General features: G+C 64.9%; 22 protein-coding genes and 1 pseudogene. 10 read left to right on the top strand and 13 right to left on the bottom strand.

Annotated features, from left to right (window positions below; all coding sequences use genetic code 11):
• The 3 genes and pseudogenes from HV796_RS35320 to HV796_RS35330 all read right to left on the bottom strand — a co-directional run.
• Positions 1–111: pseudogene (locus tag HV796_RS35320) on the bottom strand (ketol-acid reductoisomerase); the annotation flags it as partial.
• A gap of 99 nt (positions 112–210) precedes the next feature.
• Positions 211–702: an acetolactate synthase small subunit gene (gene ilvN, locus HV796_RS35325; protein WP_175232516.1), complete on the bottom strand. Its 492-nt coding sequence runs from the start codon at positions 700–702 to the stop codon at positions 211–213.
• 114 nt (positions 703–816) lie between these two features.
• Positions 817–2,580 carry an acetolactate synthase 3 catalytic subunit gene (locus tag HV796_RS35330; protein WP_175232535.1) on the bottom strand — a complete coding sequence of 588 codons (1,764 nt, stop codon included), beginning with the start codon at positions 2,578–2,580 and terminating at the stop codon, positions 817–819.
• Positions 2,581–3,073: 493 nt separating this feature from the next.
• Here HV796_RS35330 and HV796_RS35335 point away from each other — a divergent pair, with 493 nt between their 5' ends.
• The 10 genes from HV796_RS35335 to HV796_RS35380 all read left to right on the top strand — a co-directional run bounded on the left by HV796_RS35335 (position 3,074) and on the right by HV796_RS35380 (position 11,357).
• Positions 3,074–3,637: an RNA polymerase sigma factor gene (locus tag HV796_RS35335; protein WP_175232517.1), complete on the top strand. Its 564-nt coding sequence runs from the start codon at positions 3,074–3,076 to the stop codon at positions 3,635–3,637.
• A complete protein-coding gene (locus tag HV796_RS35340) occupies positions 3,634–4,062 on the top strand; it encodes a DUF3619 family protein (RefSeq protein WP_175232518.1) in 429 nt (142 codons plus the stop codon). Before HV796_RS35335 ends, HV796_RS35340 begins: the two co-directional genes overlap by 4 nt.
• Before the next feature lie 18 nt (positions 4,063–4,080).
• Entirely contained in the window at positions 4,081–4,890 is an 810-nt protein-coding gene (locus HV796_RS35345) for a DUF3106 domain-containing protein (RefSeq protein ID WP_175232519.1), read from the top strand.
• A 247-nt stretch (positions 4,891–5,137) separates the two neighbouring features.
• Positions 5,138–5,665, top strand: a complete 528-nt coding sequence (locus tag HV796_RS35350) for an RDD family protein (protein ID WP_175232520.1) — start codon at positions 5,138–5,140, stop codon at positions 5,663–5,665.
• A 281-nt stretch (positions 5,666–5,946) separates the two neighbouring features.
• On the top strand, positions 5,947–6,888 hold the full coding sequence (locus tag HV796_RS35355; protein WP_175232521.1) for a UDP-2,3-diacylglucosamine diphosphatase: 942 nt from the start codon (positions 5,947–5,949) through the stop codon (positions 6,886–6,888).
• 99 nt (positions 6,889–6,987) lie between these two features.
• The gene (locus tag HV796_RS35360) at positions 6,988–8,022 is read left to right on the top strand and encodes a glycosyltransferase family 4 protein (protein WP_175232522.1); all 1,035 of its coding nucleotides are present in this window, start codon (positions 6,988–6,990) and stop codon (positions 8,020–8,022) included.
• 34 nt (positions 8,023–8,056) lie between these two features.
• The gene (locus HV796_RS35365; protein WP_246356214.1) at positions 8,057–8,878 is read left to right on the top strand and encodes a diacylglycerol kinase; all 822 of its coding nucleotides are present in this window, start codon (positions 8,057–8,059) and stop codon (positions 8,876–8,878) included.
• Between the two features lie 184 nt (positions 8,879–9,062).
• Complete coding sequence (locus HV796_RS35370; protein WP_175232523.1) at positions 9,063–9,809, top strand: TetR/AcrR family transcriptional regulator; 747 nt, start codon at positions 9,063–9,065, stop codon at positions 9,807–9,809.
• Between the two features lie 165 nt (positions 9,810–9,974).
• Positions 9,975–10,559, top strand: coding sequence for an LOG family protein (locus HV796_RS35375; RefSeq protein WP_175232524.1), 585 nt, complete (start codon positions 9,975–9,977; stop codon positions 10,557–10,559).
• Between the two features lie 51 nt (positions 10,560–10,610).
• Positions 10,611–11,357: an SDR family oxidoreductase gene (locus tag HV796_RS35380; RefSeq protein ID WP_175232525.1), complete on the top strand. Its 747-nt coding sequence runs from the start codon at positions 10,611–10,613 to the stop codon at positions 11,355–11,357.
• A 27-nt stretch (positions 11,358–11,384) separates the two neighbouring features.
• Here the strand turns inward: HV796_RS35380 and HV796_RS35385 are convergent, their stop codons facing one another.
• The 10 genes from HV796_RS35385 to HV796_RS35430 form a co-directional block, all read right to left on the bottom strand.
• Positions 11,385–12,020, bottom strand: a complete 636-nt coding sequence (locus HV796_RS35385) for a DUF924 family protein (RefSeq protein WP_246356215.1) — start codon at positions 12,018–12,020, stop codon at positions 11,385–11,387.
• Positions 12,017–12,748, bottom strand: coding sequence for an alanyl-tRNA editing protein (locus HV796_RS35390; RefSeq protein WP_175232527.1), 732 nt, complete (start codon positions 12,746–12,748; stop codon positions 12,017–12,019). The genes HV796_RS35385 and HV796_RS35390 overlap by 4 nt, the downstream gene beginning before the upstream one ends.
• Before the next feature lie 95 nt (positions 12,749–12,843).
• Positions 12,844–13,254 carry a group II truncated hemoglobin gene (locus HV796_RS35395; RefSeq protein WP_175232528.1) on the bottom strand — a complete coding sequence of 137 codons (411 nt, stop codon included), beginning with the start codon at positions 13,252–13,254 and terminating at the stop codon, positions 12,844–12,846.
• A gap of 134 nt (positions 13,255–13,388) precedes the next feature.
• A complete protein-coding gene (locus tag HV796_RS35400; RefSeq protein ID WP_175232537.1) occupies positions 13,389–15,929 on the bottom strand; it encodes an ABC transporter permease in 2,541 nt (846 codons plus the stop codon).
• A gap of 56 nt (positions 15,930–15,985) precedes the next feature.
• Positions 15,986–16,597, bottom strand: a complete 612-nt coding sequence (locus HV796_RS35405) for a DUF4126 domain-containing protein (RefSeq protein ID WP_175232529.1) — start codon at positions 16,595–16,597, stop codon at positions 15,986–15,988.
• 392 nt (positions 16,598–16,989) lie between these two features.
• On the bottom strand, positions 16,990–17,310 hold the full coding sequence (gene sugE / locus HV796_RS35410) for a quaternary ammonium compound efflux SMR transporter SugE (protein ID WP_175232530.1): 321 nt from the start codon (positions 17,308–17,310) through the stop codon (positions 16,990–16,992).
• A gap of 134 nt (positions 17,311–17,444) precedes the next feature.
• A complete protein-coding gene (kdpE, locus tag HV796_RS35415; RefSeq protein WP_175232531.1) occupies positions 17,445–18,143 on the bottom strand; it encodes a two-component system response regulator KdpE in 699 nt (232 codons plus the stop codon).
• On the bottom strand, positions 18,136–21,087 hold the full coding sequence (locus tag HV796_RS35420; RefSeq protein WP_175232532.1) for a DUF4118 domain-containing protein: 2,952 nt from the start codon (positions 21,085–21,087) through the stop codon (positions 18,136–18,138). The genes kdpE and HV796_RS35420 overlap by 8 nt, the downstream gene beginning before the upstream one ends.
• A 245-nt stretch (positions 21,088–21,332) precedes the next feature.
• Positions 21,333–21,911 (bottom strand): potassium-transporting ATPase subunit KdpC, encoded by a 579-nt coding sequence (gene kdpC / locus HV796_RS35425; protein WP_175232533.1) that lies wholly within the window; start codon positions 21,909–21,911, stop codon positions 21,333–21,335.
• A gap of 30 nt (positions 21,912–21,941) precedes the next feature.
• Positions 21,942–22,122: hypothetical protein (locus HV796_RS35430; RefSeq protein WP_175232534.1), on the bottom strand; the 181-nt coding region annotated here is incomplete at its 5' end.

Here is a 22,122-nt window from a genome sequence, read left to right on the forward strand (position 1 = left end):
GTCCTTCAGGTTCAGTGCGTGCGCATGGCCTTGCGAGCCGTAGCCGATGATCGTGACCTGCCTGCCTTTGATCAGGGAGAGGTCGGCGTCCTTGTCGTAGAAAACTTTCATGTCTGTTCCTTGGCGATATACGGTGAATTCAAATACTGCGTCTTGTTGCCAGGCCGGACTCGCGGATCGCGCGCCCGGCCCCGATCGGCTTGCGCCGGGTCAAACCTTCAGGATGCGCTCGCCGCGCCCGATGCCCGAACCGCCCGTGCGGACCGTTTCGAGAATCGCGGTTGCGTCGAGCCCCTCGATAAACGCGTCGAGCTTGTTGCTCGCCCCCGTCAGTTCGATCGTATAGGTCTTCTCGGTGACGTCGATGATGCGGCCGCGGAAAATATCCGACATCCGCTTCATCTCTTCACGCTCCTTGCCGACCGCGCGCACCTTGATCAGCATCAGCTCGCGCTCGATGTGGGCGCCCTCGGTCAGGTCGACCACTTTCACCACCTCGATCAGGCGGTTCAGATGCTTCGTGATCTGCTCGATCACGTCGTCCGAGCCAATGGAAACGATGGTCATGCGCGACAGCGAACGGTCTTCGGTCGGCGCCACCGTCAAGGTTTCGATGTTGTAGCCGCGTGCCGAAAACAGACCGACAACGCGCGATAACGCGCCCGGTTCGTTTTCCAGCAGCACAGAAATAATGTGTCTCATGATCGCTTCTTCCAGATTTCGATATACAGATTTATGCGCACCGGCCGCGCCGCTTCGCTCGCATTGCGCCTTTCGTGAAGGCGCACGCCGCAAAGCCGGCGGTGGCTGGCGTCGTTATAGATCTTCCGAACCGAGCAGCATCTCGGTGATGCCCTTGCCGGCCTGAACCATCGGCCAGACGTTTTCGGTCGGATCGGTCTGGAAGTCGAGAAACACCGTGCGATCTTTCAGGCGCAGCGCTTCCTTCAACGCGCCTTCGACATCCGCGGTCTTCTCGATACGCATCCCGACATGGCCATAAGCTTCGGCGAGCTTCACGAAATCGGGCAGCGCATCCATGTACGAATGCGAATAGCGCTTGCTGTATTCGATCTGCTGCCACTGGCGCACCATGCCCAGATAGCGGTTGTTAAGCGAAATGATCTTCACCGGCGTGTCGTACTGCTTGCACGTCGACAGTTCCTGGATGCACATCTGGATCGAGCCTTCGCCGGTGATGCACACCACTTCGTCGTCCGGATGCGCGATCTTCACGCCCATCGCGGCCGGCAGGCCAAAGCCCATCGTGCCGAGGCCGCCCGAGTTGATCCAGCGGCGCGGCTTGTTGAAGCGATAGAACTGCGCGGCCCACATCTGATGCTGGCCGACGTCCGAGCAGACGAACGCGTTGCCGTCGGTCAGTTCCCACAGTTTTTCGACCACGTACTGCGGCTTGATGATGCTGCTCTTGCGGTCGAACTTCAGGCAATCCTTCGCGCGCCAGCCTTCGATGTCCTTCCACCACGCGGCCAGCGCGTCGGTGTCGGGGCCATGCTCGGCCGTTTGCAGCTGCTCGATCAGTTCCTTCAGCACTTCCTTCACGTCGCCGACGATCGGAATATCGACCTTCACGCGCTTCGAAATGGACGACGGGTCAATGTCGATATGGATGATCTTGCGCGGCCGCGACGCGAAGTGCGCCGGGTCGCCGATCACGCGGTCGTCGAAGCGCGCGCCGATCGCGATCAGCACATCGCAGTGCTGCATCGCCATGTTGGCTTCGTAGGTGCCGTGCATGCCGAGCATGCCGAGGAATTTCTTGTCGCTTGCGCGGTATCCGCCCAGACCCATCAACGTATTGGTGACCGGGTAGCCGAGCAGATCGGCGAACTGGTTCAGTTCGCGCGCCGCATCCGCGAGGATGATGCCGCCGCCGGTGTAGATATACGGGCGCTTCGCCGTCAGCAGCAACGACACCGCCTTGCGGATCTGGCCGGAGTGGCCCTTCGTGACCGGGTTATACGAGCGCAGCGAGACCGACTTCAGCGGTTCGTAATGGCACGGCGCTTTCGACACGTCTTTCGGGATGTCGATCAGCACCGGACCGGGCCGGCCGGTGCGCGCGATATAGAACGCCTTCTTGACGGTGGCGGCCAGGTCGCGCACGTCCTTCACGAGGAAGTTGTGCTTCACGCAGGGCCGCGTGATGCCGACGGTGTCGCACTCCTGGAATGCGTCCTGACCGATCGCGGCGGTGGGCACCTGACCGGTGATGATCACCATCGGGATCGAATCCATGTACGCGGTCGCGATACCGGTTACCGCGTTGGTCACGCCGGGGCCGGAGGTCACGAGGCTGACGCCGACCTTGCCGGTCGAGCGCGCATACGCATCAGCCGCGTGGACCGCGGCCTGCTCGTGGCGCACGAGTACGTGCTGAAACTTGTCCTGCTTGTAAAGCTCGTCGTAGATGTAAAGTACCGAGCCGCCGGGATAGCCCCAGACAAATTCGACATCTTCGTCCGCCAGCGCGCGCATGAGCACGGTGGCGCCGATCGAATCAGCTTCGGGATGGGGAGTGGTTTCCGACGTGGAGAATTCCGCGCTGGGCATGTTCATCATTCACCTTTCGAATTTTCGGCAAAAAATTGATCGGGTGCTCTCTGCCGGGCTTGTGGCTCGGGTTCAAGCGGCGCGTCCAGTTTGACCGGCGGACTTCATGGGCCCGCCTCAAATGAGACTAGTCACTTATGTTGCGAACCGGTGAAGATAGCGGCAAGCGACGTTTCGGTCAAGAAAATATTTCCGCGCCGGGGTGGGATCGGGCATCTATGGGTTATTTTTCAATGCCGGGGTTATTTCCGGCACAGCGCGGGTTTTTTCCGGCACCGCGCGGGTTTTCAGGCGCCTGCATCGCGGGTAGGCGGACTCATATAGGCCAAACGTTCGCCGACGGCGTTGCCCGATTTCCCCCGGTCGCCGCCAATTTTTGTTAGCATCCGCGAGTTTTACGACATTTTTCGGCCGCTATCTGTAGCGCATTTTGTAGCGCATTTGCCGGCCGCCTTTTTCCACCGACCCAGCACACGCCCGCTTCGCCCACTCAGCACGGATGGCATCAGACAAGGAACTCGCCGATTTTCTGGCGGGCGTCGAAAGGCGCGCGTTCAAGCAGACGGTTTACGCCGTCCGGGATGACGACGCCGCGCTCGACATCGTGCAGGACGCCATGATCAAGCTCGCCGAAAAATACGGCGATCGTCCCCCGGCTGAGCTCCCGCTTTTGTTTCAGCGTATTCTTCAGAATGCGACGCACGACTATTTCCGCCGTCAGAAAGTGCGCAATACGTGGGTGAGTCTGTTCTCATCGCTCGCGGGCGCGGATGACGACGAGTTCGACCCGCTCGAGACAATCGAGGCGCAGGAAAGCACGACCGGCGCCGAAAGCGGTGAGGAGCGGCTCGCGCGCGAACAGATTCTGCAGTTGATCGACGAAGAAATCCAACGATTGCCGGCACGTCAACGGGAGGCGTTTCTGATGCGTTACTGGGAAGATATGGATGTCGCCGAGACTGCCGCCGCGATGGGTTGCTCCGAAGGCAGTGTGAAGACCCACTGCTCCCGAGCCACCCATACGCTGGCCCAGGCGCTCAAGGCCAAAGGAATCACGCTATGAGCTCCACTCACGATAAAGACAACGAGTTCGCGTGGCAGGTGCGCCGGGCACTCGACGAAAGCGCCGCGCGCATCCCCCCCGCCACAGCCGACCGGCTCGCCGCCGCGCGCCGCGCCGCGCTCGCTCGCAAGAAACCGGAAGCGGTACGTGCGCCCGCCTTCGTGCCGGTCCTCGTCTCCGGCCCGGCGGGCCTGCCGACCGCCCCCGGCGACGCCCAGCCGCGGCGCGGCTCGAAGCTGCGCCGGTTTGCGCTCGCGTGGCCGATTGCCGCGCTGGTCGTGGGCCTCGTGGCAATCGCGTACTGGGAAGACCAGCAGCGCACCGCGGAACTTGCCGATATCGACGCCGCCATGCTGAGCGACGATCTGCCGCTGTCGGCCTACCTCGATCACGGTTTCAACGCGTATCTTTCACGCGCACGGTAGGGCGAGGAGAGTCCACGGGTGAGTTACAAGCGCGGCCTTGCCGTTGTCAGCGGATGCGTGATCGCGGCAGTGGTCGCGTTCGCCGCGACCTATCCGCGCTTTCATCCGTCGGCGCCCGCCCCCGCCGCCGCCTCGGCCAATGCGCCGCAGGCCGCATCGAAGCCGGCTGCGCCGGCGCTCGCCGTCGAGATTCCCGGCTTGCAGAAAGATGGCCCGCTCGCGTGGTCGCGGCTCAGTAATGCCGAACACATCGCGCTCGCGCCGTTCGCGTCGCAATGGGATACGTTCAGCGACGCGCGCAAGCGAAAATGGCTGAAGATTGCGGCGCGTTACCCGAAGATGTCGCCGGACGCGCAAAAGCGCCTGCACGAGCAAATGACCGAATGGGTCAGGATGACGCCCGAGCAGCGCCGCATCGCGCGCGAGAACTATCAGGTCTCGAAAGAGCTGTCGCGCGAGACAAGGCAGAACGCGTGGAAGGCCTATCAGCAGCTGCCCGAAGAGCAAAAGGAACGGCTCGCCGCCAGCGAGCACAAGCGGCGTCCGACGGTCGTCAGCGCGCCGCCGTCCGGCAAGACCGAGCTCAAGGACATCAACCGGCTTGTCAACGGCAAGGACCACGCGGCAAGCGGGCCGGCCGGCAAGCCGGCGTCGGGCGCGTCCGGTGTGTCGGGCGGAAGCGGTGGCGTGCCGGCCGTGCTGGCGTCCGCGGCCGTCGCGGCATCGATGCCAGCCGTGCCGGCGATTCCGTCTGGCGCGAGCTTCGTGCCACCCACGCCGACTCCCGTGTCACCCGCTGAAGCGCCGGCGGCGTTCAACGGTTCGTAACCGGGCCGCGTGCGGAGCCACCGACCGGCGCCCCTGGTATTTTCCTGAGTCTTTTCCCTGATTTCCGCAGCGGGGCTTTTCCGTAATCCTCGCGGCTGGTGTTGGTCGGCCTCGATGGTGGTCCTTAGTGCCGACCAATGAGGGGGACCAATGAAATTCGCCAATGAACCCGGGCACTGATCCTCCCCGCTCGCGCGCACAACGACCCGACTCGATGAAACAACCCGCTTCCGCCCCGAACGCCACCATGGCTCCCACTGACGCACCGCCGGCACTGGCGCCGGCGCCGATACCCGCGCCGACACCGTCCGTGCGCCGCCGGCTCGCGACGCTCGTCTACGAAGCGGTGATCCTGTTTGGCGTTGTGTTTCTCGCCGGCTACCTGTTCAGCACGCTGACGCAGCAGCGCAACGGGCTCGAGCATCGCGACTGGCTCGCGGCGTGGATCGGCATCGTGGTCGGCGCGTACTTCGTCTGGTGCTGGACGCATGGCGGACAGACACTGCCGATGAAGACCTGGCGGCTGCGTGTCGTACGCGCGAGGGACGGCGCGCCGCTCTCCTGGACGCGCGCGGTCGCGCGCTATCTGCTCGCGTGGCTATGGTTTCTGCCGCCGCTCGCGCTGCATCCGCTGATCGGGCTGAGCGTGCCGCGTACGCTGGCCGCCGCGGCGGTCTGGTTCTTCGCGTGGGCGGCCTCCGCGCGCCTCTTCGCCAACCGCCAGTTCCTGCACGACCGGCTCGCGGGCACGTGCGTCGTCGCGGTCACGCGCTAGCCATATCGGGTCGATCGCAGGGGCCGCGGCACGCGGTGACGCTCATACCGGCCACCCGACGCGACACCGCGAAGCGCACGCGCTCCCGTTCACGCGGAGTATTCGGCCGCGCGCCACGCAGCGACCCGAACTCCGCGCTCGCCACGCCTGGCGATTTCAGCAGCAACCGATGTATCGCGCGCACAACACCCGATGCCCCGTAATAAGAAGTTCTCGTGACTGTCACGGCTTCGTCATCCCGTAATGGCGCAATGCAGGTACTGCAACTCGACGGCTGAGCCATGGACCCAAAAACGTCCGCGACTTCCCTGTTCCGCCAGACTGGCCCGAGTGTCGACCCCGTCGGCTTCGGCCCCAACGCCCCCTCCGCTTCGATTCCCCTGCCGCCCCTCCCCGTCATTCCGCCCATCACCGGCGAAGCGCAACACGACGACAACCCCGATGAAGTGCATCGCTACCGGACGATCTGGCTGTCGGACATCCACCTCGGTTCAAGCGGCTGTCAGGCGAATTACCTGCTCGACTTCCTGCGCCATAACGAATCGGAGTACATGTACCTCGTCGGCGACATCATCGACGGCTGGCAACTGAAAAAAGGCTGGTACTGGCCGCAGGCGCACAACGACGTGGTGCAGAAAATCCTGCGCAAGGCACGCAAGGGCACGCAGGTTATCTATATCCCCGGCAATCACGACGAAGCCGCGCGGCAGTTCTGCGATCTCGCGTTCGGCGACATCCACGTGCGCGGCGAAGCGTTCCACACGACGCTGGCGGGCCAGCGCCTGTGGATCGTACACGGCGATCTGTTCGACGGCGTGATCCAGCATGCGAAGTGGCTCGCGTATCTCGGCGACACGCTCTACACGCTCATTCTCGTGCTGAACCGCTGGTTCAACCGGATCCGCAGCAAGCTCGGCTTCCAGTACTGGTCACTGTCGCAATACCTGAAGCATCAGGTGAAAAATGCGGTCAATTTCATCTCGTCGTTCGAGCGCGTGATGACCGACGAAGCACGCCGCCGCGGCTGCGACGGCGTGGTCTGCGGGCATATCCACAAGGCGGAGATTCGCGATATCGACGGCGTGCTGTATTGCAACGACGGCGACTGGGTCGAGAGTCTTTCGGCGCTCGTCGAGACGTTCGAAGGCGAATTGAAGGTGATCTATTGGACCGTGATGCGCGCCCCGCCGGTGCGTGCGCAAAAGGCCCGCGCGACCGCGTAGTACGCGGAAGCACAGCTCTCGCGCCGTGACACGACGGATGCAGCGCGAGAGCCGTGCTCCCACGTTTTCCCCCACCTCTTTGGACAAAAGGGCATACCGATGAAGATCATGATCGTCACCGACGCATGGGAGCCGCAGGTCAATGGCGTCGTCCGCACGCTGAAGAACACGACGCGCGAACTGAGCGCGCTCGGCCACCAGATCGAACTGCTGACGCCACTCGAGTTCAAGACGATTCCGTGCCCGACGTACCCGGAGATTCGCCTGTCGCTATTGCCGAAACGCCATCTGCACCGGCGCATCAACGAGTTCGCTCCCGATGCGCTGCATATCGCGACCGAAGGCCCGCTCGGCCTGGCCGCACGCAAGTATGCGATCAGACACAAGCTGCCGTTTACGACCGCCTATCACACCCGCTTTCCCGAGTATGTGCAGGCCCGTTTCGGCATTCCGCTGGTGTGGACGTATCGCTTCCTGCACTGGTTCCACAAGGCGTCGCTCGCGGTGATGGCGCCCACGCCGGTCGTCAAGACGGACCTCGAACAATATGGCTTCACGAACGTTGTGCTGTGGACACGCGGCGTCGATCTCGACATCTTTCACCAGATGGACTCGAAGGTGCTCAATACCGCGCGGCCGATCTTTCTGTACGTCGGGCGCGTCGCGGTGGAAAAGAACGTCGAGGCTTTCCTGAAACTCGATTTGCCCGGTTCGAAATGGGTGGCCGGTGAAGGCCCGGCGCTGGGCGAACTGAAGTCGCGCTATCCGGAAGTCAACTATCTGGGCGTGCTGTCGCAACCCGAGCTTGCGAAGGTGTATGCGGCCGCCGACGTGTTCGTGTTCCCGAGCCGCACCGACACGTTCGGTCTCGTGCTGCTCGAGGCGCTCGCATGCGGGACGCCGGTTGCCGCGTACCCGGTCACCGGCCCGATCGATGTGCTCGGCGACGGCGGCGCGGGCGCGATGGACGAGGACCTGCGCGAAGCTTGCCTCGAGGCGCTGAAGATCGACCGCAACCACGCGCGCGCATGGGCCGAACGCTTCTCGTGGAAAGCGGCGTCCGAGCAATTCGCCGCGCATCTGAAGCCATTGTCGCGCAACGCCTACCCGCGCGAAGAAAGCGCTGCCGCGTAACGCACCGCTCACGCGGGCCATCAGGCACCCCTTTATGCGAGCCAGACACTCGGACATGCTGCGCGCTTCCCCACGCGCGCAGCATGATGACGAAGCCCATCGCGCCGGCGACGATCCATTCGCCGATATTCACGACGATGCAACTGGACATGCGCGCCCGGACCACATCGACGATGCGCATGCGGCCGATTCCGCGGACCCCGCGAATCATGCGGAACGATTGGACCGCGAAGGCCGCGCCGCGCGTGGCGCCGATCATGAGCGATCGCTGAACGGCAACGCCGCGCACGCAATCGACCATGCCGACGGCATTGCGGCCACCCCGGCAAGCATGCGCTATGCTGGACAACCGACCACGCCCAGGATGCACGCAATGCGCTCCCCGTTGTCCACGCGCCATGAACCGGCCGACGCTCACGAACCGCTCGGGCCTGACGATCCACTGGCACCGTTGCCCTTCAATCCGTACAAGGGCAATCGCGGCATCACGCGCGCATGGCACGCGATGAAAAACTCGTTCGCCGGCTTTCGCGTCGCCATCCGCGAAGAAAGCGCGTTTCGCCAGGAACTGACGCTCGCGGCGATTCTGGTCCCCTGCGGTCTCGTGGTGCCGGTCGAACCGGTGTCGCGCGTCCTGCTGCTCGGCTCGGTGCTGCTGGTGCTGATCGTCGAGTTGCTGAACTCGAGCGTCGAGGCCGCGATCGACCGGATCTCGCTCGAGCGTCACGAACTGTCGCGGCGCGCGAAGGACCTCGGCAGCGCCGCCGTGATGGTCGCCCTCTTCATGTGCGTAATGACGTGGGCGCTGATCGTCGGCCCGCTTGTGGTGCACTGGATCGGCATGCTGACACGCTGACCGCGCATCGGACTCCACGTCCGTCGATAAAACCCTGAATAAACCCTGAACGGCCGGTCGAGGATTCGAACGGTCGGTTTATAATCCTCAAATATTCTCATCAATACCCATCGCACCGGGCGGACCTGCCGCAGCGTCATGCGGTTCTCGTGTCAGCCCGGCCGCTATTTGAGGGCAGGACGACATGGAAGCCAAACCTCCCCGCCGTACCCGCGAACGGATACTCGAACTCTCGTTGAAGCTCTTCAACGAGATCGGCGAGCCGAACGTCACGACGACGACCATCGCCGAGGAAATGGAGATCAGCCCCGGCAATCTCTACTACCACTTCCGCAACAAAGACGACATCATCAACAGCATCTTCAGCCAGTTCGAGCAGGAGATCGAAAAGCGGCTGCGCCTGCCGGACGACCACCGCGCGACGATCGACGAGATGTGGTCGTACCTGCAATACATGGTCGAGTTCACGTGGCGCTACCGCTTCCTGTACCGCGACCTGAATGACCTGCTCGCGCGCAACCGGATGCTCGAGATGCATTTCAAGCAGATCATCAGCCACAAGGTGCGCTTTGCCGGGCAGTTCTGCGAACAGCTCGTCGCAGACGGCGAGATGGTCGCCACGCCGGACGAACTGCGCGTGATCGCGACCAACATCGGCGTGATCGGCACGTACTGGCTGTCGTATCAGTTCGTGATGAACCCGCGCAAATACAACGATCAGGAATCGATCCGCGCGGAGTTGCACCAGGTGAGCGTGCAGATCGTGTCGCTGATGGCGCCGTATCTGCGCGGCCGCTCGCGCGAGCTGTTCGACGACCTGGTATCCGGCAAGCTGCCGCAGCGCGAGTTCTACGACTATCTGCCGCCGCGCGAAGGCGCCGCGGCAACCGCTGGCGCGGCACCGGAACCACGCGGCGCGATCAAGCCTTGAGGTGTGGCGCGACGGCATTTACCCGATTCATCGCAATCGGGTCCGCCATCGCACCGCGCGGCGTAGTCGCCGAACCGCGCCACGCGGCTTACGCGAGCTTCGATGATGCGCGCTCACGCCATTCCCCCATTAAGCAGTGACGACCCGTAGCAAGGATTTCGAGTGATGAAAGCAGTCTGTGTCTATTGCGGCTCATCGAATGGAGCCAAACCGGTCTATGGTGAAACGGTAGAAGCGTTCGGCCGCGCGTTGGTCAAAGCGAATCTCGCGCTCGTCTATGGCGGCGGCAAGGTCGGCCTGATGGGCCGGATCGCCGACTCGGTGATGGCGGCCGGCGGCCGCGCGATCGGCGTGATTCCGGAGTTGCTGGTCGACAAGGAAGTCGGCCATCACGGGCTGACCGAACTGCACGTCGTGCCCGACATGCATCAGCGCAAAAAGATGATGGCGGATCTGTCCGATGCGTTCGTTGCGCTGCCGGGCGGCGCGGGCACGCTCGAAGAACTGTTCGAGGTCTTCACGTGGTCGCAGCTCGGTTATCACCGTAAGCCGGTCGCCGTGCTCAACATCGCGGGCTTCTACGACCCGCTGATCGCGATGCTCGAGCACACGGTGCGCGAAGGCTTCACGCAACGCGCCTACTTCGACACGCTGCAGATCGACAGCGATCCGGACGCGCTGATCGGCAAGCTGCAGCGTTATCGGCCGCTTATCAAGGACAAGTGGTCGCAGCACCGTGACGCGGTGTAATGCGGCCGACGCCCGGCCACCCCATTGCGTTGCATTGACGACGAGGCACGCATGACCAAAACCGTTCTGATCACCGGCGCGAGCCGTGGGATCGGCCGTGCGACCGCGCGTCTGGCCGCCGCGCGCGGCTGGTCGATCGGTATCAACTATGCGAGCAACGAAACGGCCGCGCGCGAAACCGCGGCGCTCGTCGCAGACGCGGGTGGCCGTGCGCATCTGCTGCACGGCAACGTCGCCGACGAAGCCGCCGTGGTCGCGATGTTCGATGAATTCATGCACACGTTCGGCCGTCTCGACGGCTTCGTCAATAACGCGGGCATCGTCGCGCCAGGCATGCCCCTCGCCGATATGGACGCCGCGCGTCTGAAGCGCATCTTCGATATCAACGTCTATGGCGCGTACCTGTGCGCGCGCGAGGCGGTGCGGCGCATGTCGACGCAACGCGGCGGCCATGGCGGTGCGATTGTCAATGTGTCGTCCGCGGCGGCGCGACTGGGTTCGCCGAACGAGTATGTCGACTACGCGGGCTCGAAGGCCGCGATCGATACGCTGACCATTGGTCTATCAAAGGAAGTCGGTCCGCACGGCGTGCGGGCCAACGCAGTGCGTCCGGGCCTGATCGACACCGAGATTCATGCGAGCGGCGGCCGCCCCGACCGCGCCGCGGTGCTCGGCGCGCAAACGCCGCTTGGCCGTGCGGGCAGCGCGGACGAAGTCGCGGAATTGATCGTGTGGTTGTTAAGCGATGCGTCGTCCTATGTGACCGGCGCCGTCATCGACGTGACCGGCGGGCGCTGACTGATCAGGCGTGCTACACGCGGTCGTTCAGAACGACGACCCCGGCTCACGCAGGAATGCGACTTCTTCATCCGTCGACTGACGGCCAAGCAGCGCGTTGCGATGCGGAAAGCGCCCGAAGCGTTCGATTACTTTCGCGTGCCGTATCGCTGAACGCGCGTACGACGGATCGAGCCCTTGTGCCTCAAGCAGCGTGTAAAGACGCACGCCTTCGCGCTGGCCCTCGAGGGTCTCGTCGTGCTCGAACGGGATGTACGCGAACGCGCGGTGGTAGACCGTCGGCAGCAACCCATCGCTGCCGTCTTCGATCATGCGGCGTGCAATGCGCACGGCCTGCGCGTCGCCGTCGTACATGCGCGCCGAGTGTCGAGCGCAGTTGCGCGTGAACTGGTCGAGTACGATCACGAGCGTGAGCGACCCAAGCGGCGTCTTGAGCCATCCATCGAGGTCATGCGCGAGCGCTGCTGCGATCAACGCACCGAACCGGTCGCGCAGCATCGCGTCGAACGCGTTGTTGCGTTTGAACCAGCACTTGCGGTCCGTACCGTATTCGCTCGAACCGGGCGTGCCGAACCAGCAGTCGAGCACTTCGCGCGCCCGCACATCGAGCGACGCATAGTCGCGTTCCGACGCGTACGTGTGCGCGTCGAAGCGCACGCTCACGCCAGCTCCAGCACCAGGCGCCGCGTGCGTGCGCTCTTCTTCTCGAGCTTCGCGACACGCAGCGCGCCGATCTCCTGCGTATTGCGTACATGCGTGCCGCCGCATGGCTGCAAATCGACACCTTCGATGCGCAGCAGCCGCACGCGGCCAAGACCCATCGGCGGCTTCACGCTCATCGTGCGCACCAGTTCCGGCCGGGCAGCCATTTCGTCATCCGTGATCCATTCGGTCGCGACCGCGTGTGCGCCGCCCACCAGCTCCGCGAGCCGCGCTTCAACCGGCTCGCGTTCGATCGGCTCGACCGTCGCGAAGTCGAGGCGCGCGTACTCTGACGTGATGCTGCAGCCGTCGACCGGATAGGGCAGCACCGCGCACATCAGATGACTCGCCGTATGCAGCCGCATATGCCGATAGCGGCGCGCCCAGTCGATCTCCGCGCGCACGCGCTCGCCGGCGGCGATGCGTGCGAGCAGCGCATGCTGGTCGGGTGCGGGCACGTGCACCGCATCGTCGGGCGTCGCGCCGTCGAACTTCGCCTTGCGCGTGTCGCCAATCGCGAGGCGCGCGCCGTCCGCGAGCACCAGCACGCCGGCATCGCCCGCCTGGCCGCCGCCGAGCGGATAAAACACCGTCTGGTCCAGATGAATGCCTTGCTCGTCGACGGCGGTAATCGTGGCGTCGCAGCTGGTCAGGTAAGCGTCTTCGCGAAAGAGTGCGCGCGTCGCCATCAGGGAGATCTCCTTGTATCGTTGCCGGGTTTGTCTGAGGACACTTCGGTTACCGAAACATGTGGGTGGAAGCGGCCGGTATCACAACGGAACCTTTAGCCCGGACGATTGCGCATCCAGTCCGCCGTATCGAAGAACGAATGCAGCAGACGTTCGCGCAGCGCTTCGGATAACCCAACCTCTTCCATCGCCCACGCCATGCAGCGCAGCCACTGGTCGCGCTCGCTCGATCCAATCGCGAACGGCAAATGCCGCGCGCGCAGCCGTGGATGGCCGAAGCGGTCTTCGTAATGGCTCGGGCCGCCGAGCCAGCCGCACAGGAACCAGAAAAACTTGTCGCGCGAGCCGTCGAGTGTCGGCGGATGCAGCGCGCGAATACCCGCGAAATCGGGCTCGAGATCCATCAGATCGTAAAAGCGGTCGACGAGCTCGCGCACGCGCGTTTCGCCGCCCACCAATTCAAACGCAGTCGGTTGCGCCAGCGTTGCGTCGTTAGAGTCGGTCATACGAGGAAAAACAGGTTCGTTGCGAAATGGGAGCGCACCATGGGGCGCGCAGATCCTTTACGGCGCGCGTCGTGTACGTTCAACCCCGCGTTCAACCCCGCGCTCAACCTCGCGTTAAACGTCGCCTTCACACGTCACGCATCGCGCAGCGATTGCAGCGCCGGGCGCATTAGCACGTGCCGCAAGCTCAGCCAGCCGCCGAGGCCCGCACAGGCGATCCCCGCCACGATACCGGCCGGCAGCAGCCACGGGTTGAACGCGAGATAGAAGTCGAACACGCGCGTCGCGAGCACCGAGCCGATCAGTTGCGCGCCGAACGCGGCCATCAGCCCGGACAGCGCACCGACCGCGACGAATTCCGCGGTCTGCACCGCCCGCACCTGCCGGTGCGACGCACCAAGTGCGCGCAGCAACGCGGATTCTCGCATGCGCTCATCGCGCGTGCCGGCCAGCGCCGCGTACAGCACGAGCACGCCCGCGACCAGCGTGAACAGAAACAGGAACTGCACCGCATCGATCACCTGCTCCATCACCGCCTGCACCTGCGCGAGGATCGGCGCGGTGTCGATCGCGGTGAGGCTCGGATAAACGCCGATCAGGCCATCGATCACCGCGCGCTGTTCAGGCGGCACATGAAAACTGGTAATGAACGTCGCCGGGAAATCCTTCAGCGCAGCCGGCGGCATCAGCACGAAGAAATTCACCTTGAACGAGCCCCAGTCGAGCTTGCGCACGCTCGTCACCGGCGCGTCGATCGACAGGCCCGTCACGTCGAAACGCAGTGTATCGCCGGGCTTCACGCCGATGAGCTTCGCGAGCCCCTGCTCGATCGAGATCTGCGGCTTGTCGGTGTTGCCGTACCAGTGGCCGGCTTCGATCCGGTTGTCGTCCGGCAGTTGCGTCGTATACGAAAGATTGAACTCGCGGTCGACCAGACGCCGCGCGTCCTCGCTTTTGTACGAATCCGGATTGACCGGCTTGCCGTTGATCGCGGTGAGCCGGCCGCGCACCATCGGCGACATCTCGACGTCGGGGAAGCCGTGCTTCGCGAGGTACTGCGTGACCGCATCGCGCTGGTCGGGCTGGATATCGATGATGAACTCGTTTGGCGCATCGGGCGGGGTCGATTGACGCCAGCCCGCGACCAGGTCGTTGCGCGTCATTGCGATCAGCAGCAGACACATCAGACCGATCGCCAGCGCGGTCATCTGCAATGCGCTCGCATTCGCGCGCCGCTCGAGCGACGCGAGCGCATAGCGCCAGCCGATGCCGGCCGCGACGCGCTCGCTGCGCACGATGCGCGCGGCGCCCCATAGCGCCGCGCGCGCGACGCAGGTGAACACCAGCAGTCCGCCCGCAAAGCCGCCCGCGACGATTCCGCCCAGCTTCAGTTCGCCGGCCGCGAGCACCAGCAAGCCCGCGAACAGCACGACGCCGAGCGCATACGCGGCCCATGCGGTGCGGCCCGCTTCGCCCCACTCGCGACGCAGCACGCGCACCGGCGGCACGCGCGTCAAGGGCAACAGCGGTGGCAGCGCGAAGCCGAGCAGCAGCACAAGGCCTGCCGCAATGCCTTCCAGTGCGGGCCACGCGCTCGGATACGGCAGCGCGACGCCGATCAGGCTGCCAAGCCAACGCAACAGCACGAAATGCCCGACAAAACCTGCAGCAATGCCGATCAGGCCACCGATCACGCCAAGCCCGACGAATTCGAGCACGAACAGCGCGCGCAGCGTGCGCTGACTGACGCCGAGGCAGCGCATCGCCGCACAGCTATCCAGATGCCGGCGCATATAGCGATGCGCGGCCATCGCAATCGCGACCGCCGCGAGCAGCGCGGTCAGCAGCGAAACCAGCGTGAGGAAGTGGCGCGCGCGATCGAGCGTCTGACGCACCTGCGGCTGGCCGTCCTGCAGCGATTCGAGGCCGACGCCCCGCATCTTGCCGTCGTCGACGCGCTCGTGCGCCCACTTCGCGTAAGCCTCGACCGCCGCATCGCTGCCCGCGACGAGCAGCCGGTAGGTGACGCGACTGCCGTAGGTGAGGAGCCCGGTCGACGCAACGTCAGCCTCATTGAGCATCAACCGCGGCGAAAAATTGACGAATGCGAAGCCGCGATCGAGTTCCTTCGTAATCACGGCGCCGATCATGAAATCGCGGCCGCCGACTTTCACGGTATCACCGACATGCACTTTCAGCGAATCGAGCAGTTGCGGGTCGACCCACACGGTGCCGGGCGGTGGAATCGAGCGCGCCGCGTAGTCCGGCGCACCCGGTTGCGGCGCAATGCGCAGCGCGCCGCGCAGCGGATAACCCGGCGACACCGCCTTGACCGCGGCAAGCCGCGACAATGGCTGCGCGGCCGTGGAGTTGATCATGCTGGGGAAAATCGCGGTCGTCGCGGTCTCGAGACCGAGCGACTTCGCCTGCGCGGCGAACTGCGGGTCGACCGGGTGGTCGGCACGGACGATAAAGTCGGCGGCAATCATCCGCCGCGCATCGCGCTCGAGCCCCTGATGCAGCCGGTCAGCCAGGAAGCCGACGCTGGTGAGCGCCGCGACCGCGAGCACCAGCGCGAGTAGCAGCATCGTCAACTCGCCGGCGCGCCAGTCGCGCGCCGTCATCAGTGCCGCTTGCCGCAGCAGGTCGCCGACGCTGAGCCGGCGTTGCTGCATGGGCAGCGCGCGCTCGCGCGCCGCCGCTGCGCTCTTGATTTCGCTGACCGGCGCGCTCAATCGTGCCGGCTCCGTGCAAGACGCGACACCATGTGCGTCGCCATACCGCGGAAGCCGCCCTGCACACCGCGCCAAAGCCGCGGCAACACCCAGCTCACCACCACGAGGAAGCCGACCAGCAACACCAGAAACACGACCGGCGCAAACAGAGCGAGCAGCAGGCCGCCGAACACCATGCCTTCCTCGGCGGTCGACGTAACGACATTCGACACCGGCTCCGGCGATAGATTGATCAGCGCGCGGGTGCCGGCCTTCGTCAGATGCGCGGTGCCGGCCAGCGTGCCGCCCGCGAGCGCGGCCACGGTCAACAGCGCCGGATCGGCGTGGCCGAGCGCGCCGGCGGCCAGTACCGCGCCCGCCGGAATCCGGATAAACGTGTGCACGGCGTCCCACAGCGAATCGAACGCGGGAATCTTGTCAGCGAGGAATTCCGCGACCGTCAGCACCGCGGCCGCGCCGATCACCCACGACGAGCTGAGCGCCGACAGGGTTTGAGGCAGATGGATCATGCCGAAGCGCGCCAGCAGCCCGGCGATCAGGACCGTCAGATAGAGGCGCAGCCCGCTGCCCCATGAGAGACCGGCTGCAAGCGAAAGGGGTTCAAGCATGGCCGCCTCCTGAGACGCGCCGTGCACGCCTCATGCTCCACGCGGCCGCAACGCGAAGCACGCCTGTGCGCCCCGCCCCGCCGAAGCCGCCGAGTCCGAGCGGCGTACGGCCGCACAGAACGAGTTCAGGTTGGAATGGGCTTCATTATAGCCACGTCATTTCGGAATCCGCCGATTGAAGGGCGGAAATGGTGTGGCGAAAAGCGGACTTTATCCATTTCGGCTGAAAGCGTCGGATGCCATCCGGTGGGTTTGCCTGCTCGCAGCGCGGTTGAAACGTGGCCGCGGGACGTGCCGGAACGCGCGATAAGTACGATGTGAACAGCGGCACGATGAACAGCGGCACGACCACCAGCGGCGCGCCCGGCAACACGCGCCGCCGGACCGAACGGTCAGTGCCCGGACGACAGCTTCAGGCCGATCAGTCCTACGACGATCAGCAGCGCGCTTGCGATGCGCGGCAGCGTGACCGCCTCGCCCAACATCACGATACCGAACACAAACGCGCCGACCGCGCCGATGCCCGTCCATACCGCGTAGGCAGTGCCGAGCGGCAACTGGCGCATCGCCAGCGCCAGCAGCACGAAGCTGCCGAGCGCGGTGACGACGGTGAACACCGACGGTCCCAGCCGCGTAAAACCTTCAGAGGATTTGAGACCCGCCGCCCACGCCACTTCGAGCAAGCCGGCAATAAACAGAAGAACCCAGGACACGGGGCGCTCCCATAAGTTGATGGGGTCGTCCCCGTTGAATTCGAACGCGTAAGGACGTCCTTACGGTTTCGTAATGATATCAAACGGCAACTACTGGATCCGGTTCACATCTGGAAATCGATATATTCGTTCGCCTAAACCACCCCAACCAGCCGGTATCCCACCCCCGTCTCGGTGACGATATGCTCCGGCTGCGCCGGATCGCGCTCGAGCTTCTGCCGCAGATGCGCCATGTAGATGCGCAGGTAGTGATGGCTCTCGACATGCGACGGCCCCCACACGTCGCGCAGCAACTGCCGGTGCGTCAGCACCCGGCCCGCATGCCGTACCAGCGTCGCGAGCAGCCGGTACTCGATCGGCGTCAGGTGCACGAGCTCGCCGTCGCGCCACACCTGGCGCAGCGCGAGATCGACGGTCACCGCGCCGAAATGCGCCTGCGGCGAATCGCTCGCCGCCGCCTGGTTGCGCCGGCGCAGGTGCGCGCGAATCCGCGCCAGCAACTCGGAGACGCCGAACGGCTTGGTCAGGTAGTCGTCGGCGCCCGCGTCGAGCGCGGCCACCTTTTCGCTTTCCTGGGTCCGCGCGGACAGCACGATCACCGGCAGGTCGCTCCAGCCGCGCAGCTCGCGGATCACATCGAGGCCATCGGTATCCGGCAGGCCGAGGTCGACGATCACGAGATCCGGCTTGCGCGTCGCCGCTTCGACAAGCCCCTGCTTGCCGGTCTGCGCGTCGTGCACGACGATGCCCTCGCCTTCCAGCGAGGCACGCACGAAGCGGCGAATCTGTTTTTCGTCTTCGATCAGTACGACCGTGATGCTCGGGTCACTCATGGGTAGGTTTCGCTAGTGTTGTCGGGTCGACCGGGAGGTCGCCACTTTCATTCTGAGCCGCGCCGCCCGACGGAGCGCCGCTCGCCGTCCCGTCAGCCTCATCGGTCCCGTCCGTTTCGTCTTCGAGCGCGTCGAGCACCGGCGGCGGCGTCTCGACCGGCAGCGTGAACCAGAAGCGCGCGCCTTCAATATGGCCATCTGCCGCCAGACGATTGGCCGCGCCGATCGTGCCGCCGTGTGCATCGACAATCGCGCGGCAAATCGCGAGGCCAAGGCCGATGCCGGGCTTCGCCGATTCCTTCTCTCCGCGCGTGAATTTCTCAAAGATACGCGACTCCATGCCAACCGGCAGTCCTGGGCCGGAATCGTCGATGGTGACGCGAACGAGCGGCTTGCCGTCTTCGTCGATGCGCTGCGCGCCGATCACCAGCGGCGTATCGGTCGGCGTGTATTTCGCGGCATTTTCGAACAGGTTCGAAAAGAGTCGCTCCATCAACACCGCGTCGAGCTGCAGCAGTGGCAGATCGGCCGGCAACTGCACCTGCACCGGATGCCGCTCGAGCACGCGCCGGCAGGTGCGCAGCGCCGCGCCGACGGTTTCTTCTAGCAACGACCATTGCCGGTTCAGTTGCAACCCGCCCGCCTGCAGCCGCGCCATATCAAGCAGATTCGTGACGATGCCGGCCATGCGCATCGATTCTTCGTGGATCGCCTCGACGAGATCGTCGATGGCCTGCGCCTGCGCGTGCGTCGCTTCTTCGAGCGCATCTTCGGACGACGCATGCGCGGCCGCGCCCTCGGCCGCATTCTGCGCAGCGCGCGCCTGCGCAAGCATCGACGAAAAACCGACGATGGTCGTGAGCGGCGTGCGCAAATCGTGCGAAATGGCCGACAGAAGCGAGTTGCGCAACCGCTCCGACTCCATGTTGACCAGCGCGTCGCGCGCAATCTCGACGTAATGCACGCGCTCGAGCGCCAGCGCGATCTGCGCGGCGAACGCATCGAGCATCCGCTGCTGTTCGGGTACGTCAAGTTCGCGCTCGTCCTGCATCTTCACCGCCAACACACCGCGCGTGCGCATCGGCGCCTTGAGCGGCAGATACAGCGCAGCCGCGGCCGGCAGCGTGTCGGTGCCGTGCCCTGCCGGCTTCTGCTGGTCGTACACCCACTGGCCGACATCGATATCGAGCGTCGCGGCGTCGAGCATGATCTGCGCGTCGGGATCGTCGACTTTCTGCTTGACCTGGTCCGCGCTGTCCGGCAGCAGGATCGCGACGCGCGCACGGAACACCTCGCTCACATGGCGGCTGCCGATGCCGATAATCTGCTCGGTGGTCAACGCGGCCGCCAGCTCGCGCGCCATCGCGTACATCGCTCCTGTACGCTGCTCGCGCCTTTGCGCGACGCTCGCTTCGCGGCGCAGGCTCGACGTCAGATGGCTGATCACGAGCGACGTCAGCAGCATGCCGAGAAAGGTCAGTAGATACTGCGTGTCGGTCACCGACAGCGACATGCGCGGCGGCACGAAGAAAAAGTCGAAGGCGGCGACGCTCAGGAACGACAGCACCACGCCCGGTCCGCGCCCGAGCCGCACCGCGGCGAAGATCACGCCGAGCAGGTAGAGCATGACCAGGTTGGCCAGATCGATATGGCCGATCAGCAGGCTCGCGACGAACGTCACCCCTGCGCAGATCGCGACGGCCCAGCCGTACGCGGAGGGCGGCGAGCGGCGCGCGCGCGCGGAGCGCAGCGCGTCGCGCCATGCGCTTGCGTCAGCGTTCTGCAGCAGCTCGCGGGCGCTGCCGCGGTCGGTCATCGCGCGAATCAGCGTAAGGTCGAGATCGTCCGCGCGTTCCGCAAGGCGTTCGCCGAACGGCCGCCGCAGCCAGCGCGCGAGGCCGAGACGCGACGAGCCGCCGGCGACGAGTTTCGACACGTTGCGCACGCGCGCATAGCCGACCAGCGTCGCGATCGCGTCGGCGCCTGCGAGCGTCGCGGTCTCGGCGCCGAGCTCGGCGGCCAGACGCAGCGCATTCAACGTGCGTTCGCGCAGCGGGTCCGGCTGCCGCTGCAGCCTCGGCGTTTCGACATAGACCGCGATCCAGTCCGCCTTCAGCGCGGCGGCAAGACGGGCCGCCGCGCGCACCAGCATCGGCGCCTCCGGTCCGGGACCGACGCAGACCAGCAGACGTTCGCGCGCCTGCCAGATGTGCTGGATCGAACGGTCCGCGCGGTACTCGCGCATCTGCGCGTCGACACGGTCGGCGGTGCGGCGCAGCGCCAGTTCGCGCAGCGCGATCAGATTGCCTTTGCGAAAGAAGTTGCGTACCGCGCGCTCGGCCTGCTGCGGCAGATAAACCTTGCCGTCGCGCATCCGGTCGAGCAGCTCCTCGGCGGGCAGATCGACGAGCGTCACCTCGTCCGCGCGATCGAACACGCGGTCGGGAACCGTCTCCCATACGCGGATGCCGGTGATCTGTCCGACCACGTCATTGAGGCTTTCGAGGTGCTGGACGTTGACCGTCGTGTAAACGTCGATCCCCGCGTCGAGCAGTTCGTAGACATCCTGCCAGCGCTTCGCATGCCGCGCACCGGTCACGTTCGAGTGCGCAAGCTCATCGACAAGAATGAGCTGCGGCTTGCGCTCGAGCGCCGCGTCGAGGTCGAACTCGCCCAGCAGCCGGCCGCGATACGTGATGCGCGCAAGCGGCAATACATCGAGCCCGTCCAGCAGCTCCGCCGTCTCGGTGCGGCCGTGCGTTTCCGCAATGCCGACCACCACGTCGACGCCTTCTTCCTTGCGCCGTCGTGCGGCCTGCAACATCGCATAGGTTTTGCCGACGCCGGCGGACGCGCCGAAGAATACCTTCAGCCTGCCGCGCTGGCGTCGTTCTTCTTCACGCTGCAGTTTGCCCAGTAACTCGTCGGGATCAGGTCGATTCATGCTTGGAGTGGCTTCAATCGGTAGCGGGACTTCCTGCAGGCTTCGTGCGCCGCTTTGATGTCACCCTGTCAACACAATTCGCTCATGGTGACACGTCCCGAACAAAGCAGGCAAATCGCCGCCGTCGATCTACACAAAAGCGGTCTAAAAAGCAGATGGAACAGCGGTGCAAAACCGCGCTCCGAAAATAGGCAAAGGGGCAGCGCTCGGATGAGCGCCGCCCCGGCCCGAAACAGTTGCGTGGATCAGCTGTGCTGCATCGCGTCGAGCGCGAGGTTCAGCTCCAGCACGTTCACGTGCGGCTCGCCGAAGATGCCGAACTGGCGGCCGGTCGTGTAGCGCTCGACCAGTGCCTGCACGTCGGCCGGCTGCAGGTTGCGCACCTTCGCGACACGCGCCACCTGGTAGTCAGCCGCGGCCGGCGAGATGTCCGGGTCCAGACCGCTACCCGACGACGTCACCAGATCAACCGGCACCGGCTGCGACATATCGGTGCCGGCGGCCTTCAGTGCATCAAGGCGCGCCTTCACGTTATCGGTCAGCGACGAGTTCAACGGGCCGAGGTTCGATGCGCTCGAACCGCTTGCGTTGTACGGGTTCGGGCCGGTTGCCGACAGACGTCCCCAGAAGTACTTCGGCGCATCGAACTGCTGGCCGATCAGCGCGGAGCCGACCACCTTGCCGTTCTGTTCGATCAGGCTGCCGTTCGCCTTCTGGTTGAACACGGCCTGGCCGAACCCGGTCATCACCGCGGGATACGCGATGCCGGTGATCGCGGTGAGCACGACGAACAGCACGATCAGTGGGCGAAACATGGATTTCATGATGGTTTCCTCAATTCAACTTGCGCGGCATCAGGCCCAGCCCAACGCGGCGATCACCATGTCGATCAGCTTGATACACGGGAACGGCAGGATGATGCCGCCGAGGCCGTAAATCAGCAGGTTGCGGCGCAACAGCGACGCCGCGCCGATCGGACGGTACTTGACGCCTTTGAGCGCCAGCGGAATCAGCATCACGATGATCAGCGCGTTG

Origin of the sequence: Paraburkholderia humisilvae (assembly GCF_902859855.1) — a bacterium.
GTDB lineage: Bacteria > Pseudomonadota > Gammaproteobacteria > Burkholderiales > Burkholderiaceae > Paraburkholderia > Paraburkholderia humisilvae.

Bases quoted from the DNA above. Each gene is read 5' to 3' on its own strand.
- HV796_RS35420 (WP_175232532.1), bottom strand. From the start codon at position 21,087: ATGAATCGACCTGATCCCGACGAGTTACTGGGCAAACTGCAGCGTGAA.
- HV796_RS35365 (WP_246356214.1), top strand. From the start codon at position 8,057: ATGCGAGCCAGACACTCGGACATGCTGCGCGCTTCCCCACGCGCGCAG.
- HV796_RS35330 (WP_175232535.1), bottom strand. From the start codon at position 2,580: ATGAACATGCCCAGCGCGGAATTCTCCACGTCGGAAACCACTCCCCAT.
- HV796_RS35375 (WP_175232524.1), top strand. From the start codon at position 9,975: ATGAAAGCAGTCTGTGTCTATTGCGGCTCATCGAATGGAGCCAAACCG.
- HV796_RS35400 (WP_175232537.1), bottom strand. From the start codon at position 15,929: ATGCAGCAACGCCGGCTCAGCGTCGGCGACCTGCTGCGGCAAGCGGCA.
- HV796_RS35340 (WP_175232518.1), top strand. From the start codon at position 3,634: ATGAGCTCCACTCACGATAAAGACAACGAGTTCGCGTGGCAGGTGCGC.
- HV796_RS35390 (WP_175232527.1), bottom strand. From the start codon at position 12,748: ATGGCGACGCGCGCACTCTTTCGCGAAGACGCTTACCTGACCAGCTGC.
- HV796_RS35395 (WP_175232528.1), bottom strand. From the start codon at position 13,254: ATGACCGACTCTAACGACGCAACGCTGGCGCAACCGACTGCGTTTGAA.
- HV796_RS35360 (WP_175232522.1), top strand. From the start codon at position 6,988: ATGAAGATCATGATCGTCACCGACGCATGGGAGCCGCAGGTCAATGGC.
- HV796_RS35405 (WP_175232529.1), bottom strand. From the start codon at position 16,597: ATGCTTGAACCCCTTTCGCTTGCAGCCGGTCTCTCATGGGGCAGCGGG.
- HV796_RS35380 (WP_175232525.1), top strand. From the start codon at position 10,611: ATGACCAAAACCGTTCTGATCACCGGCGCGAGCCGTGGGATCGGCCGT.
- HV796_RS35335 (WP_175232517.1), top strand. From the start codon at position 3,074: ATGGCATCAGACAAGGAACTCGCCGATTTTCTGGCGGGCGTCGAAAGG.
- kdpE (WP_175232531.1), bottom strand. From the start codon at position 18,143: ATGAGTGACCCGAGCATCACGGTCGTACTGATCGAAGACGAAAAACAG.
- HV796_RS35370 (WP_175232523.1), top strand. From the start codon at position 9,063: ATGGAAGCCAAACCTCCCCGCCGTACCCGCGAACGGATACTCGAACTC.
- kdpC (WP_175232533.1), bottom strand. From the start codon at position 21,911: ATGAAATCCATGTTTCGCCCACTGATCGTGCTGTTCGTCGTGCTCACC.
- HV796_RS35350 (WP_175232520.1), top strand. From the start codon at position 5,138: ATGGCTCCCACTGACGCACCGCCGGCACTGGCGCCGGCGCCGATACCC.
- HV796_RS35355 (WP_175232521.1), top strand. From the start codon at position 5,947: ATGGACCCAAAAACGTCCGCGACTTCCCTGTTCCGCCAGACTGGCCCG.
- ilvN (WP_175232516.1), bottom strand. From the start codon at position 702: ATGAGACACATTATTTCTGTGCTGCTGGAAAACGAACCGGGCGCGTTA.